Raw genomic sequence first — 17,390 nt, 5'->3', positions numbered from 1 at the left:
GGTTTATGCAAGTGAAGCGTTTTTTCGCCGCCGATATGCGTCAGGCCATGAAGCTGGTTCGTGACGAGCTGGGCGCTGAAGCGGCCATCATCGGTAATCGCCGGATCGCTGGCGGTGTCGAACTGACGGCTGCTCTGGATTATAAATTGTCGGCGCTGGCTCCCCGGGTTCCGAACATGGAACTTGAAGACGAGCTGCGCAAGACCCAATCGCGCATCGCCAGCGCCCAGGCCGAGCTGAGCCTGCGCAGCAGCGAAGGCGAGGGCGCGGCAGGCACCAATCGTCAATTGTTTGCCGGTCAGCCGCTGACGGCCGGCCTGCCGTTGACCGCTGCCGAACCGCTGATCGAGCAGGCCCACGCCGAACCGCGTCGTCCTGAGCCGGCGCCCGCAGCGCCTGCCCGGGGTGTCGATCCGCGGGCCCTGGATTCGATGCGCTTTGAACTCAACAGCCTGCGTGAGCTGATGGAAGTCCAGCTCGGCTCCCTGGCCTGGAACCAACTGCAAGGCAGCCGTCCAGCCCAGGCCAACCTGTGGCGTCGCCTGCAACGCATCGGCCTGTCCGGCCCGTTGTCCCGGGACCTGCTGGCGCTGATCAATGATATCGAGGAGCCTCGTCAGGCCTGGCGCATGCTGCTGGCGCACTTGGCGCGGATGATCGCGACCCCGGAAGTCGAGCCGTTGGAAGAGGGCGGGGTAATTGCCATGGTCGGTCCTGCCGGCATGGGCAAGACCACCACCCTGGCCAAGCTCGCCGCCCGGTATGTACTCAAGTACGGCGCCCAGAGCATTGCCCTGGTGAGCATGGACAGTTTCCGCATCGGTGCCCAGGAGCAGCTCAAGACCCTCGGCCGGATCCTCAATGTGTCGGTGACCCATGTGGATCCGGGTCAGTCCCTGGCCCAGGCGCTGGAGCCGCTGCTGCGCAAACGCGTCGTACTGATCGATACCGCAGGCCTGCAAGCCAGCGATCCAGCCCTGCGCATGCAGCTCGAAAGCCTGGCCGGACGCGGTATCAAGTCAAAAAATTATCTCGTATTGGCAACCACCAGCCAGAAACAGGTTCTAACCGCCGCATACCACAGCTACAAACGCTGCGGGCTGGCCGGCTGCATCCTGACTAAGCTGGACGAAACGGCAAGCCTGGGCGAGGTGTTGAGCCTGGCGATCGGTCATGAATTACCGGTGGCCTACCTGACCGACGGGCCGCGGATCCCGGATGATTTGCATCTGCCGCGCCGTCATCAACTGGTCAGTCGTGCCGTGAGTGTGCAAATGCAGGAAGAACCCAGCGAAGAAGCCATGGCTGATATGTTCGCTGATATCTACCACAGCCCGACCAAGCAGGTCGGCTGAGGTAATCATGAATATTTTTTGTACCTACATCGATGGTCTGCCATGCATTGTTCCGTATGTGAACGCGCAGCCAGTAATGTGGCCTCCGTCTAAGTAAGACAAGGTAAAGAACGAACATGGGCAGCATGCATCCCGTACAGGTGATCGCGGTGACCGGCGGCAAAGGTGGCGTCGGGAAGACTAACGTGTCAGTGAACTTGTCCCTGGCTCTGGCAGAGCTTGGCCGACGGGTCATGCTGCTGGACGCCGACCTGGGCCTGGCGAACGTCGACGTGTTGTTGGGGCTTACACCCAAACGCACGCTGGCGGACGTGATTGAAGGGCGCTGTGAGCTGCGTGACGTGTTGTTGCAGGGGCCGGGCGGGATTCGCATCGTACCGGCTGCCTCAGGCACCCAGAGCATGGTTCACCTGACCCCGGCCCAGCACGCGGGCCTGATCCAGGCTTTCAGCGACATCGGCGACAACCTCGATGTGCTGGTGATCGACACCGCAGCCGGTATCGGTGACTCGGTCGTCAGTTTTGTCCGCGCGGCCCAGGAAGTGCTGCTGGTGGTCTGCGACGAACCGACGTCCATCACCGACGCCTATGCCCTGATCAAGTTGCTTAACCGCGACTATGGCATGAACCGCTTCCGCGTCCTGGCCAACATGGCCCAGAGCCCGCAGGAAGGACGCAACCTGTTCGCCAAGTTGACAAAGGTCACGGATCGTTTCCTGGACGTCGCCCTACAATACGTCGGCGCAGTGCCTTACGACGAAAGCGTACGCAAGGCCGTCCAGAAGCAACGTGCCGTTTATGAAGCCTTTCCACGTTCCAAATGCGCGCTGGCGTTCAAGGCAATCGCCCAGAAGGTCGATACCTGGCCACTGCCGGCCAACCCTCGCGGGCATCTGGAATTTTTCGTCGAGCGTCTTGTGCAACAAACAGCAGGGCCCGTGCTATGACAGCCAGCGGTTACAACCATCTCTACAAAAAATCGGCACGGGACGCCCAATACGAATTGATCGAGCGTTACGCGCCACTGGTCAAGCGTATCGCCTATCACTTGCTGGCGCGGTTGCCGGCCAGTGTCCAGGTCGAGGACTTGATCCAGGCGGGCATGATCGGCCTGCTCGAAGTGTCGAACAAATACGACGCGAGCAAGGGCGCGAGTTTCGAGACGTATGCCGGTATTCGCATTCGCGGTGCGATGCTCGATGAAGTCCGCAAGGGCGATTGGGCGCCGCGTTCGGTACACCGCAATACGCGCATGGTCAGTGATGCAATTCGGGCAATTGAAGCTAAAACCGGGCGTGACGCTAAAGATCACGAGGTTGCGGCCGAACTCCAGTTGAGTCTCGACGATTATTACGGGATTTTGAACGATACCTTGGGCAGTCGCCTGTTCAGTTTCGACGACCTGTTGCAGGACGGCGAACATGAAGGGCTGCACGAGGATAATGCAAGTGCTCACATGGAGCCGTCGCGTGACCTGGAAGATGAACGTTTCCAGAGCGCGCTGGCGGATGCGATTGCCAATTTGCCGGAGCGTGAGCGGCTGGTCTTGGCGCTGTACTACGACGAAGAGCTGAACCTCAAGGAAATCGGTGAGGTCCTGGGGGTCAGCGAATCGCGGGTCAGCCAGTTACACAGCCAGTGCGCGGCCCGTTTGCGGGGGCGTTTGGGGGAGTGGCGAGCGCGTTGACAGGCAGTGTGGGGACACTGCGAACGAGGCTGGCCTGGCAGGTGCTGTACCAGTCTCCATCCGTTGTGCTCCAGACCGTTGTCGAGTGTTGTGCCGGATTGATTGAAATGGCGCGTCCAGGTGCTGGGCGCGTTTAAGACTGCTTGGAGGTCGAATTGGACAAGAACATGAAAATCCTCATCGTTGATGACTTCTCAACGATGCGGCGGATCATAAAAAACCTGTTGCGTGACCTTGGGTTCACCAACACGGCCGAAGCAGATGACGGGACCACTGCGCTCCCGATGTTGCACAGTGGCAACTTCGATTTCCTGGTCACCGACTGGAACATGCCGGGCATGACCGGTATCGACCTGTTGCGCCAGGTGCGTGCCGACGAAAAACTCAAGCATCTGCCGGTGCTGATGGTCACTGCCGAAGCCAAGCGCGAGCAGATCATCGAAGCGGCCCAGGCCGGTGTAAACGGCTATGTGGTCAAACCCTTCACGGCCCAGGCGTTGAAAGAGAAGATCGAAAAAATCTTCGAACGCATCGGTTAACGGCGCCACGGGGGAGCTATGGATAACGAATCTTCAATGGGCGATTTCGAATCGACCCTGAAAAAACATGCCCGCGAACTGGTCGACAGCCTTGAAAAAGGTCGCTTTGGCGATGCGGTTCAAATGATCCATGAGCTCAACCAGACCCGTGACCGCGGTCTGTATCAGGAGGTGGGCAAGCTCACGCGTGAATTGCACAGTGCGATTGTCAATTTCCAGATCGACCCGAATATGCCGCAGGCCGAGGAAGTCTCGCAGATCACCGACGCCACCGAGCGTCTGGGTTATGTGGTCAAGCTGACCGAGGCTGCGGCCAACCGCACCATGGACCTGGTGGAAAGCGCAACGCCCCTGGTCAACGGCCTGAGCGACGAAGCCCAGGCCTTGAGCACCGACTGGGGTCGGTTCATGCGGCGCGAAGTCGGCGCTGAAGAGTTTCGGGAGCTGGCCCGTCGGGTCGACGGTTTCCTGACGCGCAGCAGCAACGAGAACCGCGCCGTGGCCAGCAACCTCAACGACATCCTGCTGGCTCAGGACTATCAGGACCTGACCGGCCAGGTGATCAAGCGTGTGACCCAGTTGGTCACCGAAGTCGAAAGCAACCTGCTCAAACTGGTGTTGATGGCCAGCCAGGTCGACCGCTTTGCAGGCATCGAACACGACCGTGAAGCGATGCTCGCTGAAAAAGATCCACAAAAACATCTCTCTCAGGGTGAAGGTCCGCAGATTCATGCCGATAAAAGAGAAGACGTTATGTCCGGTCAGGACGATGTGGACGATTTGCTGTCCAGCCTTGGATTCTGAGTTTTAGCCCTGTTTTAGGAGCAGCCATTAATGAGCTTCGGCGCCGATGAAGAGATCCTTCAGGATTTCCTGGTTGAGGCCGGCGAGATTCTAGAGCAACTGTCCGAACAGCTGGTCGAGCTGGAAAGCCGACCAGATGATGCGGATCTGCTCAATGCAATTTTTCGCGGTTTCCACACTGTAAAAGGAGGCGCCGGCTTCCTCCAGCTCAACGAGTTGGTGGAGTGCTGTCACATTGCCGAAAACGTGTTCGACATCCTGCGCAAGGGTGAGCGTCGCGTTGATTCGGAACTGATGGACGTGGTGCTTGAAGCGCTGGATGCGGTCAACAGCATGTTCAGCGAAGTGCGTGAGCGCTCGCCGATCACCGCTGCCACCCCCGAACTGCTCGCTGCGCTGGCGCGCCTGGCCGAGCCACAATCGGCTGACGAAGCGGCTCCGGTTGCCGAGCCTGCGGTTGAAGAACCGGTCGCCGAGGCATCGGGCGACATCACCGATAACGAATTCGAACAACTGCTGGACTCCCTGAATACCGTCAAGGCCCAGGCCGAGGCGCCGGTCGCTCCGGCTGCACCTGCTGCACCGGTCGCCGATGGGGTGGCCAGCGATGAAATCACCGATGCCGAGTTCGAGTCACTGCTCGACCAGCTCCACGGCAAGGGCCAGTTCGCGCCGGATGCGGTCGTGCCGCCGACGGCTCCGGCCGCCCCGAAAGCCGCGGGCGACAGCTCGGACATCACCGACGACGAATTCGAAGCCTTGCTCGATCAGTTGCATGGCAAGGGCACCTTTGCCGTTGACGCGCTGGATTCAGCCATCGCTTCGGTGCCGACACCTGCCAAGCCTGCCGCTGCTACCGCGGGCAGCGACCTGATCAGCGATCACGAATTCGAATCACTGCTCGACGAGTTGCATGGCAAGGGCAAGTTCAGCGAAGTCGGTACCGCTTCTGCTGCGCCTGCTGCCGCTGCCGCAGCGGCTGCACCGGCGGCCAAGGCTGCGCCCAAACCCGCTGCCAAGGCACCGGAACCGAAGGCCGAACCCGCCAAGCCCGCCGCTGCTGCTCCGGCGCCCGCCCGTGCTGCGGCGGCTGCGCCAGCGGAAAAGCCGGCCAGCGAAGCCGAGACCACCGTTCGGGTCGATACCGCGCGCCTGGACGAGATCATGAACATGGTCGGCGAACTGGTGCTGGTGCGTAACCGTCTGGTGCGCCTGGGCCTCAACAGCCAGGATGAAGCCATGTCCAAGGCCGTGTCGAACCTCGACGTGGTCACGGCGGACCTGCAGACCGCGGTCATGAAGACCCGGATGCAGCCGATCAAGAAAGTCTTCGGGCGCTTCCCGCGCCTGGTCCGCGACCTGGCTCGCCAGCTCAAGAAAGAAATCAACCTGGAACTGGTGGGTGAAGAAACCGACCTCGACAAGAACCTTGTCGAGGCCCTGGCCGACCCGCTGGTCCACTTGGTGCGCAACGCGGTCGACCACGGCATCGAGTCGCCGGAAGAACGCGAAGCCTCGGGCAAGGTCCGCAGCGGCAAGGTGATCCTGGCCGCCGAGCAGGAAGGCGACCACATCCTGCTGTCGATCTCCGACGACGGCAAAGGCATGGACCCTAACGTGCTGCGTTCCATCGCGGTGAAACGCGGTGTGATGGACAAGGATGCCGCTGACCGCCTGAGCGACACCGAGTGCTACAACCTGATCTTCGCCCCGGGTTTCTCGACCAAGACCGAGATTTCCGACGTGTCGGGCCGTGGCGTGGGCATGGACGTGGTGAAAACCAAGATTTCCCAGCTCAACGGTTCGATCAATATCTACTCGACCAAGGGCCAGGGCTCGAAGATCGTCATCAAGGTTCCGCTGACCCTGGCGATCATGCCGACCCTGATGGTGATGCTGGGCAACCAGGCGTTCGCCTTCCCGCTGGTCAACGTCAACGAGATTTTCCACCTCGACCTGTCGCGCACCAACGTGGTGGACGGCCAGGAAGTGGTGATCGTACGGGACAAGGCACTGCCGCTGTTCTACCTCAAGCGCTGGCTGGTCAGCTCCGCCGCTCATGTGGAGCAGGGCGAAGGCCATGTGGTGATCCTTTCGGTGGGCACCCAGCGGATCGGCTTCGTCGTCGACCAGTTGGTAGGCCAGGAAGAAGTGGTCATCAAGCCGTTGGGCAAGATGCTCCAGGGCACCCCGGGCATGTCCGGCGCCACCATCACCGGCGACGGCCGCATCGCGTTGATTCTCGATGTGCCAAGCATGCTCAAGCGTTACGCCGCTCGGCGTATTTGATTCTGGAGGGGCGTGGCCCAGGGCCGCGCCTCGTCTAACGGAGTGTTTATGGTAGTTAAAGTCCTGGTGGTGGACGATTCGGGGTTTTTCCGCCGCCGCGTCTCGGAAATTCTTTCGGCGGACACGAGTATTCAGGTCGTCGGTACCGCGACCAATGGCAAAGAGGCGATTGATCAGGCCCTGGCACTCAAGCCGGACGTGATCACCATGGACTACGAGATGCCGATGATGGACGGCATCACGGCCGTACGGCATATCATGCAGCGCTGCCCGACCCCGGTATTGATGTTCTCGTCCCTGACTCATGAAGGCGCTCGGGTGACCCTCGATGCGCTGGACGCCGGGGCGGTGGATTTCCTGCCGAAGAACTTCGAAGACATTTCGCGCAACCCCGACAAGGTTCGGCAGTTGCTGTGCGAAAAGGTCCACAGCATTTCCCGCAGCAATCGCCGTGTCGGTGCCTACAGCGCACCGGCGCCAGCCCCGGTTGCGGCGCCAAGCCCTGCGCCAGCGCCGACGGCATCGAGCAGTTTCAACCCGGCCCCGGTACGCAGCGCGCCGGCACCTGCGCCGACGCGTTCGGCACCCGCCAGTGCAACGTCGCCGGCACCCAAGCGCAAAGCCTACAAGCTGGTCGCTATCGGTACGTCCACGGGTGGCCCGGTGGCACTGCAACGGGTCCTGACCCAGTTGCCGGCCAACTTCCCGGCCCCCATCGTGCTGATCCAGCACATGCCGGCGGCGTTCACCAAGGCTTTCGCGGAGCGTCTGGACAAGCTGTGCAACATCAACGTCAAGGAAGCCGAGGATGGCGACATCCTGCGTCCCGGCCTGGCGTTGTTGGCGCCCGGTGGCAAGCAGATGATGATCGATGGTCGCGGCGCGGTGAAAATCCTGCCCGGTGACGAGCGTCTGAACTACAAGCCTTGCGTGGACATTACCTTCGGTTCTGCGGCCAAGTCCTACGGTGACAAAGTTCTGGCGGTGGTGCTCACCGGCATGGGCGCCGACGGTCGTGAAGGCGCGCGCCTGCTCAAGCAGGGCGGCAGTGCGATCTGGGCCCAGGACGAAGCCAGCTGTGTGATCTACGGCATGCCGATGGCCATCGTGAAGGCGGACCTCGCCGACGCGGTGTACGGGCTGGACGACATTGGTAGACACCTGGTCGAGGCGTGCCTGTAATGGATGTGCTCAGCCTGATCGGCATCGTCATGGCGTTCGTCGCCATCATTGGCGGCAATTATCTGGAAGGTGGGCATCTGGGCGCGCTGGCCAACGGCCCGGCGGCGTTGATCGTGCTCGGTGGCACCATTGGCGCGGCGCTGTTGCAGTCGCCCATGAGTGCTTTCAAACGCGCCATGCAGGTGCTGATCTGGATTCTGTTCCCGCCCCGTGTCGACTTGGCCGGTGGTATCGACCGGGTGGTGAACTGGAGCCTGACCGCGCGCAAGGAAGGCTTGCTAGGCCTGGAAGGGGTGGCCGATGCCGAGCCCGACAGCTACTCACGCAAAGGCCTGCAATTGTTGGTGGACGGCGCCGAGCCGGAAGCCATCCGCAGCATTCTGGAAGTGGATTTCTACACCCAGGAAAGCCGCGATATCGAGGCGGCCAAGGTATTCGAAAGCATGGGCGGCTACGCGCCGACCATCGGCATCATCGGTGCGGTGATGGGCCTGATCCACGTAATGGGCAACCTGGCCGATCCATCGCAACTGGGCAGCGGCATTGCCGTGGCGTTCGTCGCCACGATCTATGGCGTGGCCAGCGCGAACCTGGTGCTGTTGCCGATCGCCGCCAAGCTCAAGTCCATCGCGTTGCGCCAGTCGCGCTATCGCGAAATGCTGCTGGAAGGGATCCTGTCGATCGCCGAAGGCGAAAACCCGCGCTCCATTGAGTTGAAGCTCCAGGGCTTCATGGACTGATGGGAGACATGGAAAATGGCTCGTCGCAGGCATCATGAAGAACACGTCAACCATGAACGCTGGCTGGTTTCCTATGCCGACTTCATTACGCTGCTGTTCGCCTTTTTCGTGGTCATGTACTCGATTTCGTCGGTCAACGAAGGCAAGTACAAAGTGATTTCCGAGGCGTTGATTGGGGTCTTCACCGATTCCGACCGAGCCCTCAAGCCCATCCCTATCGGCGAGGAGCGGCCCAAGACCACAACTCCGGCCAAACCCTTGGTCAAGGACAGCGAGCAGGTCGAGGCCGGTATCGCCGGCAGTAGCGATCCGTTGAAAAGCATCGCCGACGACATCAGCGCGGCGTTCGGTGATCTCATCAGCTCGAACCAGATGACCGTGCGTGGCAATGAGCTGTGGGTCGAGATCGAGCTCAACTCCAGCCTGTTGTTCGGCAGCGGCGACGCCATGCCCAGTGATATGGCATTCAATATCATCGATAAGGTGGCGGCGATCCTGAAACCGTTCGACAACCCGATCCATGTCGAGGGCTTCACCGATGACCAACCGATTCGTACCGCGCAGTACCCGACCAACTGGGAGCTGTCCTCGGCCCGTTCGGCGAGCATCGTGCGCATGTTGGCCATGCAGGGCGTGAGCCCCGGTCGCCTGGCATCGGTGGGCTATGGCGAGTTCCAGCCGGTGGCCAATAACGCCACGGCCGAGGGGCGTGCGCGTAACCGGCGCGTAGTGTTGGTGGTGTCGCGAAACCTCGATGTGCGCCGCAGCCTGACCGGTACCGGCACGACCAATGCAAAACCGGACGCCGCCTTGAAGCGGGCTGGCACACAAACTGCACCGGCTCCGGTCAAGTCGCCGGGAAGACAGAGTGCCGTCAATTCTCCGTCACCCGCTTTATAACCGAGCTATTTCTCGGTCGAGCCTGTTTCGGCCGGGAGGAACGATCCGAATGAGAGTCTGGGCAGTCGCCAATCAAAAAGGTGGTGTGGGCAAGACCACATCTTCCATCGCTTTAGCCGGGTTGCTGGCCGAGGCGGGCAAGCGCGTGGTCATCGTCGATCTGGACCCCCATGGCTCGATGACCAGCTATTTCGGCTACGATCCCGATAGCCTGGAGCACAGCAACTACGACCTGTTCCTGCACAAGGGCGTTGTGCCCGAGGGCCTGCCGGGGCAGTTGCTGTTGTCCACCAGCGACGAGCGGATTTCCCTGCTGCCATCGAGCACCGCTCTCGCCACCCTGGAGCGACAGTCGCCCGGGCAGAGCGGGCTGGGCTTGGTGATCGCCAAGAGTCTGGCGCAGCTGTGGCAGGATTTCGATTACGCGATCATCGACAGCCCGCCGTTGCTGGGTTTGCTGATGGTCAATGCCTTGGCTGCCAGCCAGCAGTTGGTGATCCCGGTGCAGACCGAGCACTTGGCCGTCAAGGGCCTGGAGCGCATGGTCAATACACTGGCGATGGTCAACCGCTCGCGCAAGCAGACGCTGGCCTTCAACATCGTGCCGACCTTGTTCGATCGTCGCACCCAGGCGTCCCTGGGCACCCTGCGGGTGTTGCGGGACATGTACCCGGAGGACATCTGGCAAGGCTATATCCCCGTCGATACCCGCTTGCGAGACGCCAGCCGCGCGGGTGTGACGCCCTCGCAATTCGATGGCAAGAGCCGTGGCGTGCTGGCCTACCGGGCGCTGCTCAAGCACCTGTTGGCCCAGCAGCTTGTTCCGCAGCAGGTGGCTTAAGGTGACGAGGCTTTCCACTGGCACTGCGTTCGCTTGCGAACGCTCAAGTCCTACCGCATTCATGCCGATAACCTCTTCAAGTGGCGCACTGTTCCTATGAGCCGCCCAATAAAGACAACCTCGCGTCCGCAAATGGCCCTGCAGTCCTATCTGGATGGGCTGTTGCAGGAAGCGACCGAAGAATTGCCACCACAGCCCAGCCTGATCGAGGCGTTGCCCGAGAATGTCGAAGCCAAGGGTGTGCTGGATGAGTTTCAGGCGGCCGTGCTCGAAGAGCAGGCCCGTGATGCACAGAAAGCAGTAGTGGCTGCGGCGGTCGAGGCACCGTTCATCAAGCCTCAGGTGGCGGTCATGGACGCGCCTGCGCCGATCCTGGCGCCGGTCTCGACCGTTGCCCCGTTGCTGCAAGGCCTGGTGACGCCGGTGGTGGAAATCCACCTGCCGCCGAGCAGCCCGCCACCACCGGTGCCGGGCGACGACCGTCCGGCCTGGGCTGCCGAGCCGTTCGAGTGTTTGTTGTTCGATGTGGCCGGGTTGACCCTGGCGGTGCCGCTGGTATGCCTGGGATCGATTTATTCCCTGGCCGGGCAAGAATTGACGCCGTTGTTTGGCCAGCCGGAATGGTTCCTCGGAATCCTGCCGAGCCAGGCCGGCAACCTGAAGGTGCTGGATACCGCGCGCTGGGTCATGCCGGACCGTTATCGCGATGACTTTCGCCAGGGCCTGCAATACGTGATTTCGGTGCAAGGTTACGAATGGGGTTTGGCGGTGCATCAGGTCAGCCGTTCGCTGCGCCTGGACCCGAACGAGATCAAGTGGCGCAGCCATCGAGGGCAACGGCCATGGCTGGCCGGTACGGTGATCGAGCATATGTGCGCCTTGCTGGACGTTTCCGAGCTGGCGGAGCTGATCGCCAGCGGCGGGGCAAAACACCTGGGCGGCAGCAAGAAGCCGGTCCAGAAACCGAAATAAGACAACCGGCGGCGCACAGCGTCGCCGGACAGAATACACGCCGCCACAGGCGGTTTTTCGAGGGGTCAGGGTATGAATGATAAGGCGTCGTCTCAAAAGGGTTCTGAAGATCCGATTCTGCAATGGGTAACCTTCAAGCTCGATAACGAAACCTACGGCATCAACGTGATGCGCGTTCAGGAAGTGCTGCGCTATACCGAGATCGCCCCGGTACCGGGTGCACCGAGCTACGTGCTGGGCATCATCAACCTGCGTGGCAACGTGGTTACGGTGATCGATACCCGCCAGCGCTTCGGCCTGATGAATGCCGAGATCAGCGACAACACCCGGATCGTCATCATCGAAGCCGACAAGCAAGTGGTTGGCATCATGGTCGACAGCGTCGCTGAAGTGGTTTACCTGCGCCAGTCGGAAATCGAGACGGCGCCGAACGTGGGTAACGAAGAATCCGCCAAGTTCATCCAGGGCGTGTGCAACAAGAACAACGAGTTGCTGATTCTGGTTGAACTGGACAAGATGATGAGCGAAGAAGAGTGGTCGGAACTGGAGAGTATCTGATTTGATTCTTGAGGTAGCAGTCATTGTCCTGTTCCTTTTCTGGGCAGGCACGCTGGCGATGTTCTTGGCGTATATACGTGGCCAGCGGCAGATCGCCGCTCAGCAGGCCCAGGGCGATGCGCTGCGCGACCAGCGCATCAAGGACCTGGCCAAGCGCGTCGATGATTACCAGAACGGCACCGTGCGCATGGGCGAAGCGCTCCATGAGCTGCGTGCCGTGGTCGCGCCGTTGCCGGATAAACTCGCCCAGTTGGAACAGCGCGACCCCTCCAGCCTGTCCTTCGCCCAGGCTGCCCGTCTGGTGGGCATGGGCGCCAGCGTCGACGAACTGACCCAAGCCTGCGGCCTGACCCAGGCCGAGGCGGAGTTGATGAGTAAGCTGCACAAGGGCGGCTGATCGCCTTCACCCCAATCCAATGTGGGAGCGAGCTTGCTCGCGATAGCGGTGTAACAGTCAACACAACTGTGCGCCCGCCATCGCGAGCAAGCTCGCTCCCACAGGTGTTTCTGGCGAACCAATTTTTCCAGCCCAGCCCCTGTGGCGAGGGAGCTTGCTCCCGCTGGGTCGCGCAGCGGCCCCATCTTTTTGCGGTTGCTGCGCAACCGAGCGGGAGCAAGCTCCCTCGCCACGGGAACAGCGTTGCTGCAATCAGTAATCCTCACCGCGGTCCGTCACGTCCTTCTCGGCACTCGGCGCATTCGGGTCGTAGCCCTGGGGAAACTTGCCCTTGAGGTTCCAGGCAAACGCAATGATCTCGGCAATCGTGCGGTACAGCTCTTCCGGGATACTGTCGCCCAATTCCATCCGGGCCAACAGCTTCACCAACTCAGCGTTTTCATAAATCGGTACTTCGCTTTCCCGGGCGATCCGCAGGATTTCCTCGGCCAGGGCTTCGTCGCCCTTGGCGGTGAGGGTCGGGGCATGGTGGCCGTCGTATTTGAGGGCGATGGCCTGGCGGGGTTCGGTGTGGGTTGTCATGCGGTTTCGTCCACCCAGCGTTGTTCCAGACGAGTCTTGGGGCCTTGGGGCGGAGTGCCAAGGTGGCAGTCCAGGTCGCCGACGTTCAGGCCACAGGTCACCAGGCGCTCACGCAGCGCTGTCAGGTTGCTTTCGATCAGGCTCGCGGTGTACGGCCGTTCGGCCCACAGCTGGCTAGACAGGCTGCCGCTGAGCAACTGGGCCTGAACCTGCAGTGGGCCGAGCGGTTCCATGTCGAACGCCAATTCCACCCGCCAGAGCTGCTGTTTTGGCTCGCGTTCTTCACGGCGTTCGTCTGGTTGCTCCCGGGGCGGGGTTTCCTCGCGCTGGAACTTGACCTGCAAGGGCACGATGTCCTGCAGATTGCGCATCGGGATTTCCAATTGCCAGGTGCTCATCAGCCGACCGTCGTCAGTCAGGCCAGTTTGCTCCAGGCTCGACAATTGATGGCTTTGCAGGCGCGACACGGCGGCAGCGGCCAGGCGCAGCAGGTGTTCGAGGTCGCCTTCTTCGTCCTGGCCTTTCATCTGGCGCGAGGGCAGGGGGAAGCTGGTGGGTTGCGGCTTGGCGCTGACCTGGCCGAGGGTTCCCAGGGCGTTGCGGACAAAACTGGGCAGTACTTGGGCCAGGGTGTTGGCGGCAATGATGGCCGTGAGGTTGGTGGATGCGGGCAGGGCTGGCGTCAGTTGGGCGATCAGCTTGAGCAGGTCGCCTTTGAGGTCGGGTGCCGGCCCCGGCGGCTGCCCGGCGAGTAACTTGCTTTCCAGGAACACACCGCTGGCGACCATGGCCTGGGCCAGCCCCTTGGGCGTGCTCAGTTGCTGGACATCCGGCAGGCTGGCCAACAGGCGTGTCACCGCGGCGCGCAGCTCGGCACCGGTGTCATCGTTGGCCGGAAGGTTTTGCAGGACGGTGATCAGATTGTCCAGCGAGCCCTGCTGGCTCATTTGCGTGACCAATTGCTGGCTCACCGCCAATTGCTCGTGGCGGTTGCTCAGCGGAACGAACTTCAGCGTCTGGGCATCTTGCACCTGGGCACTCAACAGCGTGCCGATTCGCAGCGGTTGCGGGCTGTCGATGTCCAGGGTGCTGCCGGCCTGGGCGGTGTTGAGCAGGCTCACCAACGAGCGATACACCGCCGGTTGCCCCGGCAATTGCGGCAGGACCTGGCTGGTCAGCACCTTGCCTTGCAGCAGGGTGCCGACCGGCAACTGTGCGGTGTCGATCCGGGTCAGGGTGGCGACGCTGGAAGCGACGGCCTGTTGCACGGTGATGGCCAGGTTGCTGGCGGACGGTTGGGTCACGGCCAGGCTGGTGCCCTGTGGCAACGGCTGGGTGCTGCTGGCCTGCACGGTGGTCTGGCGGCCGCTTTCCAATGTGACCTTGAGCAGCAACTGGAAGGTCTGGTCCGCCTGCTTGAGCGACAGCACTTCGGCCTGGGCGGTCTGGCCGGGGCCGATCAGCCCTTCGGCCGGTGCCAGCAATTTGAGCAGCTCGCCCGTCACCGCTGGCATACGCGTCGTTGCCGTGGCCTGGGGCAGCGGCAGGATGTTGATGTCGCCTGTCATCTGCGGTCTTACCCTGGGGAAAATAAGCCCTCTTGAGAGTAGGGCATCACATGTATAATGCCGCCCGTCTTTCAGGGAGTGGCGAAAACCTTGCAATTGTTTGACGCAGCTCTGTGGAACAGGCCGTCAAAGCATCTATGCTGCACCTCTTTAACGGCCGCTGCACCGCCGACTTGAACCGTATAAGGCCCGCGATCCCTTGACCAGTCCTCTCCTGCAAACCGTTGGCCTCGCCTGTGAGCGAGACTTGCGGCTGCTTTTCGAAAATCTCGAATTGAGACTCTCGCCCGGCGATATGGTGCAGATCAGTGGTCCCAACGGCAGCGGCAAGACCAGCCTGCTGCGCCTGCTCGCCGGATTGATGCAGCCCACCGCCGGCCAGGTGTTGCTCAATGGCCAGCCCTTGCACGGCCAGCGTAGCGAGCTGGCCCGCAATCTGCTCTGGATCGGCCATGCCGCCGGTATCAAGGATTTGCTGACCCCCGAAGAAAATCTCAGTTGGCTCTGCGCATTGCATACGCCGGTCGGCCGCGAAGCGATCTGGCAGGCGTTGGCGGCGGTAGGGCTGCGCGGCTTCGAAGACGTGCCGAGCCACACCCTGTCTGCCGGCCAGCAACGCCGCGTGGCGCTGGCCCGGCTGTACCTGGACAGCCCGCCGCTGTGGATTCTCGACGAGCCATTCACCGCCCTGGACAAGCAGGGCGTCGCGCAACTCGAGGAACACTTGGCCCGGCACTGTGAAAACGGTGGCATGGTGCTCTTGACCACCCACCACACGCTGGCGCGGATGCCGGCCGGTTATCGCAACATTGATCTGGGGAACTGGGCCGTATGAGTGTGTTTGGCCTGTTGCTTGCCCGCGAGGCGCGCCTGCTGTTCCGTCGTCCGGCCGAATTGGCCAATCCGCTGGTGTTCTTCGCGATTGTCATTGCATTGTTCCCGTTGGCGGTCGGGCCGGAGACTCAATTGTTGCAAACCTTGTCTCCGGGACTGGTCTGGGTCGCCGCGCTTTTATCGGTCCTGCTCTCGCTGGACGGGCTTTTCCGCAGTGATTTCGAAGACGGCTCGCTGGAACAGTGGGTCCTTTCGTCGCACCCCCTGGCCCTTCTGGTTTTGGCCAAGGTACTGGCACACTGGGTTTTTTCCGGGCTGGCACTGGTATTGCTCTCGCCATTGCTGGCAATGATGCTGGGGCTGCCCGGCGCGTGCATGCCGGTGCTGCTGGTATCGCTGCTGCTGGGCACGCCGGTGTTGAGCCTGCTCGGTGCGGTGGGCGCGGCGTTGACGGTGGGGTTGAAGCGCGGCGGCTTGTTGCTGGCGTTGCTGATCCTGCCGTTGTATATCCCGGTCCTGATCCTGGGCAGTGGTGCCTTGCAAGCGGCGCTGCAAGGCATGCCCGCGACCGGTTATCTGCTGTGGCTTGGCAGCCTGACCGCCCTGGCGATAACCCTGACACCCTTTGCAATAGCCGCTGGCCTGAAGATCAGCGTCGGCGAATAATAACGAGGCCTGGTCAAAAATTGACCACTTCTTTGGAAGTAAAGGCTGCCCCGGCGGTTCGTGACGGCGAGCCGCAACCGTGATGGAAACAACAATGAACTGGACCTGGTTTCACAAGCTCGGCTCACCCAAGTGGTTCTACGGCATCAGCGGCAAACTGCTCCCATGGTTGAGCATCGCTGCATTGTTGTTGATTGGTTCTGGCGTGGTCTGGGGCCTGGCTTTCGCACCGCCGGACTACCAGCAAGGCAACAGCTTTCGCATCATCTACATCCACGTGCCCACGGCGCTGCTGGCCCAGTCCGTCTACGTGATGCTGGCGGTGTGCGGTGTGGTCGGGCTGGTGTGGAAGATGAAGCTGGCCGACGTAGCCCTGCAATGCGCCGCGCCCATCGGTGCCTGGATGACGGCCGTGGCGCTGGTCACCGGGGCCATCTGGGGCAAGCCGACCTGGGGCTCATGGTGGGTCTGGGATGCGCGACTGACATCGATGCTGATCCTGCTGTTCCTGTACTTCGGTCTTATTGCGCTGGGCAACGCCATCAGCAATCGTGACAGTGCCGCCAAGGCCTGCGCAGTGCTGGCGATTGTCGGCGTGATCAACATCCCGATCATCAAGTACTCGGTGGAGTGGTGGAACACCCTGCACCAGGGCGCAACCTTCACCCTTACCGAAAAACCGGCGATGCCCGTCGAAATGTGGCTGCCGCTGTTGCTGACGGTGTTGGGTTTCTACTGTTTCTTCGGCGCGGTGCTGTTGCTGCGCATGCGTCTGGAAGTGCTCAAGCGCGAGTCCCGGGCCAGTTGGGTGAAGGCCGAAGTGCAGAACAGTCTGGAGGCCGTTCGATGAGTTTCGCTTCATTCGGCGATTTCCTCGCCATGGGCCATCATGGCCTGTATGTCTGGTCAGCCTATGGCATTTGCCTGGTGGTGCTGGCCCTCAACGTGGCGGTGCCGATCCTGGCCCGCAAGCGGTATCTGCAACAAGAGGCGCGTCGTCTGCGCCGGGAGAACGGTCAGTGAATCCGCTGCGCAAAAAACGTCTTGTCATCATTCTTGCGATCCTGGTGGGTGTCGGTGTCGCGGTCGCCCTGGCCCTGAGCGCCCTGAAGCAGAACATCAACCTGTTCTACACCCCGACCCAGATCGCCAACGGTGAAGCACCCAAGGACACCCGCATCCGCGCTGGCGGTATGGTGGAAAAAGGCTCGCTGGAGCGCTCCGGGGATTCACTGGATGTGAAATTCAATGTCACCGACTTCAACAAGACCGTGACCATCACCTATCGCGGTATCCTCCCGGACCTTTTCCGCGAAGGGCAGGGCATCGTCGCCCTGGGCAAGCTCAACGCCGACGGCGTGGTGGTGGCCGATGAAGTGCTGGCCAAGCACGACGAAAAATACATGCCGCCGGAAGTGACCAAGGCGCTGAAAGACAGCGGCCAGTCGGCGCCCGCTCCCGTGAAGGAGGGCTGAT

Annotated in this window: 20 protein-coding genes; 18 read left to right on the top strand and 2 right to left on the bottom strand. The window is 61.6% G+C overall.

The features are described from left to right. Positions 1-5 precede the first annotated feature (5 nt). From flhF to TK06_RS12900, 13 genes are all read left to right on the top strand, one after another. Entirely contained in the window at positions 6-1,355 is a 1,350-nt protein-coding gene (flhF, locus tag TK06_RS12960; RefSeq protein ID WP_063322396.1) for a flagellar biosynthesis protein FlhF, read from the top strand. 116 nt (positions 1,356-1,471) lie between these two features. Continuing rightward, complete coding sequence (gene fleN, locus TK06_RS12955) at positions 1,472-2,302, top strand: flagellar synthesis regulator FleN (RefSeq protein ID WP_003184001.1); 831 nt, start codon at positions 1,472-1,474, stop codon at positions 2,300-2,302. Next, on the top strand, positions 2,299-3,042 hold the full coding sequence (fliA, locus tag TK06_RS12950) for an RNA polymerase sigma factor FliA (protein WP_014337177.1): 744 nt from the start codon (positions 2,299-2,301) through the stop codon (positions 3,040-3,042). The genes fleN and fliA overlap by 4 nt, the downstream gene beginning before the upstream one ends. Before the next feature lie 167 nt (positions 3,043-3,209). Beyond that, entirely contained in the window at positions 3,210-3,581 is a 372-nt protein-coding gene (locus TK06_RS12945; RefSeq protein WP_003199125.1) for a chemotaxis response regulator CheY, read from the top strand. Between the two features lie 18 nt (positions 3,582-3,599). Further along, a complete protein-coding gene (locus TK06_RS12940; protein ID WP_063322395.1) occupies positions 3,600-4,385 on the top strand; it encodes a protein phosphatase CheZ in 786 nt (261 codons plus the stop codon). 30 nt (positions 4,386-4,415) lie between these two features. Further along, positions 4,416-6,674 (top strand): chemotaxis protein CheA, encoded by a 2,259-nt coding sequence (locus tag TK06_RS12935; protein ID WP_063322394.1) that lies wholly within the window; start codon positions 4,416-4,418, stop codon positions 6,672-6,674. A gap of 48 nt (positions 6,675-6,722) precedes the next feature. After that, complete coding sequence (locus tag TK06_RS12930; protein WP_060738633.1) at positions 6,723-7,856, top strand: protein-glutamate methylesterase/protein-glutamine glutaminase; 1,134 nt, start codon at positions 6,723-6,725, stop codon at positions 7,854-7,856. Beyond that, complete coding sequence (locus tag TK06_RS12925) at positions 7,856-8,596, top strand: flagellar motor protein (RefSeq protein ID WP_063322393.1); 741 nt, start codon at positions 7,856-7,858, stop codon at positions 8,594-8,596. The genes TK06_RS12930 and TK06_RS12925 overlap by 1 nt, the downstream gene beginning before the upstream one ends. 15 nt (positions 8,597-8,611) lie before the next feature. Next, positions 8,612-9,496 carry a flagellar motor protein MotD gene (motD, locus tag TK06_RS12920; RefSeq protein ID WP_063322392.1) on the top strand — a complete coding sequence of 295 codons (885 nt, stop codon included), beginning with the start codon at positions 8,612-8,614 and terminating at the stop codon, positions 9,494-9,496. A gap of 49 nt (positions 9,497-9,545) precedes the next feature. After that, complete coding sequence (locus tag TK06_RS12915; RefSeq protein WP_053120309.1) at positions 9,546-10,337, top strand: ParA family protein; 792 nt, start codon at positions 9,546-9,548, stop codon at positions 10,335-10,337. A 96-nt stretch (positions 10,338-10,433) separates the two neighbouring features. Further along, positions 10,434-11,309, top strand: a complete 876-nt coding sequence (locus tag TK06_RS12910) for a CheW domain-containing protein (protein ID WP_063322391.1) — start codon at positions 10,434-10,436, stop codon at positions 11,307-11,309. A 72-nt stretch (positions 11,310-11,381) separates the two neighbouring features. Continuing rightward, the gene (locus tag TK06_RS12905) at positions 11,382-11,867 is read left to right on the top strand and encodes a chemotaxis protein CheW (protein WP_003199144.1); all 486 of its coding nucleotides are present in this window, start codon (positions 11,382-11,384) and stop codon (positions 11,865-11,867) included. A 1-nt stretch (position 11,868) separates the two neighbouring features. Continuing rightward, entirely contained in the window at positions 11,869-12,264 is a 396-nt protein-coding gene (locus tag TK06_RS12900) for a DUF2802 domain-containing protein (protein WP_003183966.1), read from the top strand. Positions 12,265-12,516: 252 nt separating this feature from the next. Here TK06_RS12900 and TK06_RS12895 read toward each other — a convergent pair whose 3' ends face one another. Both TK06_RS12895 and TK06_RS12890 read right to left on the bottom strand, forming a co-directional pair. After that, on the bottom strand, positions 12,517-12,846 hold the full coding sequence (locus TK06_RS12895; RefSeq protein WP_063322390.1) for an EscU/YscU/HrcU family type III secretion system export apparatus switch protein: 330 nt from the start codon (positions 12,844-12,846) through the stop codon (positions 12,517-12,519). Then, positions 12,843-14,414, bottom strand: a complete 1,572-nt coding sequence (locus TK06_RS12890; RefSeq protein ID WP_063322389.1) for a flagellar hook-length control protein FliK — start codon at positions 14,412-14,414, stop codon at positions 12,843-12,845. Before TK06_RS12890 ends, TK06_RS12895 begins: the two co-directional genes overlap by 4 nt. Before the next feature lie 199 nt (positions 14,415-14,613). Here TK06_RS12890 and ccmA point away from each other — a divergent pair, with 199 nt between their 5' ends. The 5 genes from ccmA (at position 14,614) to ccmE (ending at position 17,389) form a co-directional block, all read left to right on the top strand. Continuing rightward, positions 14,614-15,249 carry a cytochrome c biogenesis heme-transporting ATPase CcmA gene (gene ccmA, locus TK06_RS12885; RefSeq protein ID WP_063322388.1) on the top strand — a complete coding sequence of 212 codons (636 nt, stop codon included), beginning with the start codon at positions 14,614-14,616 and terminating at the stop codon, positions 15,247-15,249. Further along, a complete protein-coding gene (ccmB, locus tag TK06_RS12880) occupies positions 15,246-15,914 on the top strand; it encodes a heme exporter protein CcmB (RefSeq protein WP_003199151.1) in 669 nt (222 codons plus the stop codon). The genes ccmA and ccmB overlap by 4 nt, the downstream gene beginning before the upstream one ends. A 94-nt stretch (positions 15,915-16,008) precedes the next feature. Then, positions 16,009-16,764, top strand: coding sequence for a heme ABC transporter permease (locus tag TK06_RS12875; protein ID WP_063322387.1), 756 nt, complete (start codon positions 16,009-16,011; stop codon positions 16,762-16,764). Then, positions 16,761-16,937, top strand: coding sequence for a heme exporter protein CcmD (gene ccmD / locus TK06_RS12870; RefSeq protein WP_003199159.1), 177 nt, complete (start codon positions 16,761-16,763; stop codon positions 16,935-16,937). The genes TK06_RS12875 and ccmD overlap by 4 nt, the downstream gene beginning before the upstream one ends. Beyond that, positions 16,934-17,389: a cytochrome c maturation protein CcmE gene (gene ccmE / locus TK06_RS12865; protein ID WP_063322386.1), complete on the top strand. Its 456-nt coding sequence runs from the start codon at positions 16,934-16,936 to the stop codon at positions 17,387-17,389. The genes ccmD and ccmE overlap by 4 nt, the downstream gene beginning before the upstream one ends. Position 17,390 lies beyond the last annotated feature (1 nt).

Origin of the sequence: Pseudomonas fluorescens (assembly GCF_001623525.1) — a bacterium.
Lineage (GTDB): Bacteria > Pseudomonadota > Gammaproteobacteria > Pseudomonadales > Pseudomonadaceae > Aquipseudomonas > Aquipseudomonas fluorescens_Q.
Note: the sequence above shows the minus strand (reverse complement) of the source record. Positions and strands in the feature narration are given on the sequence as shown.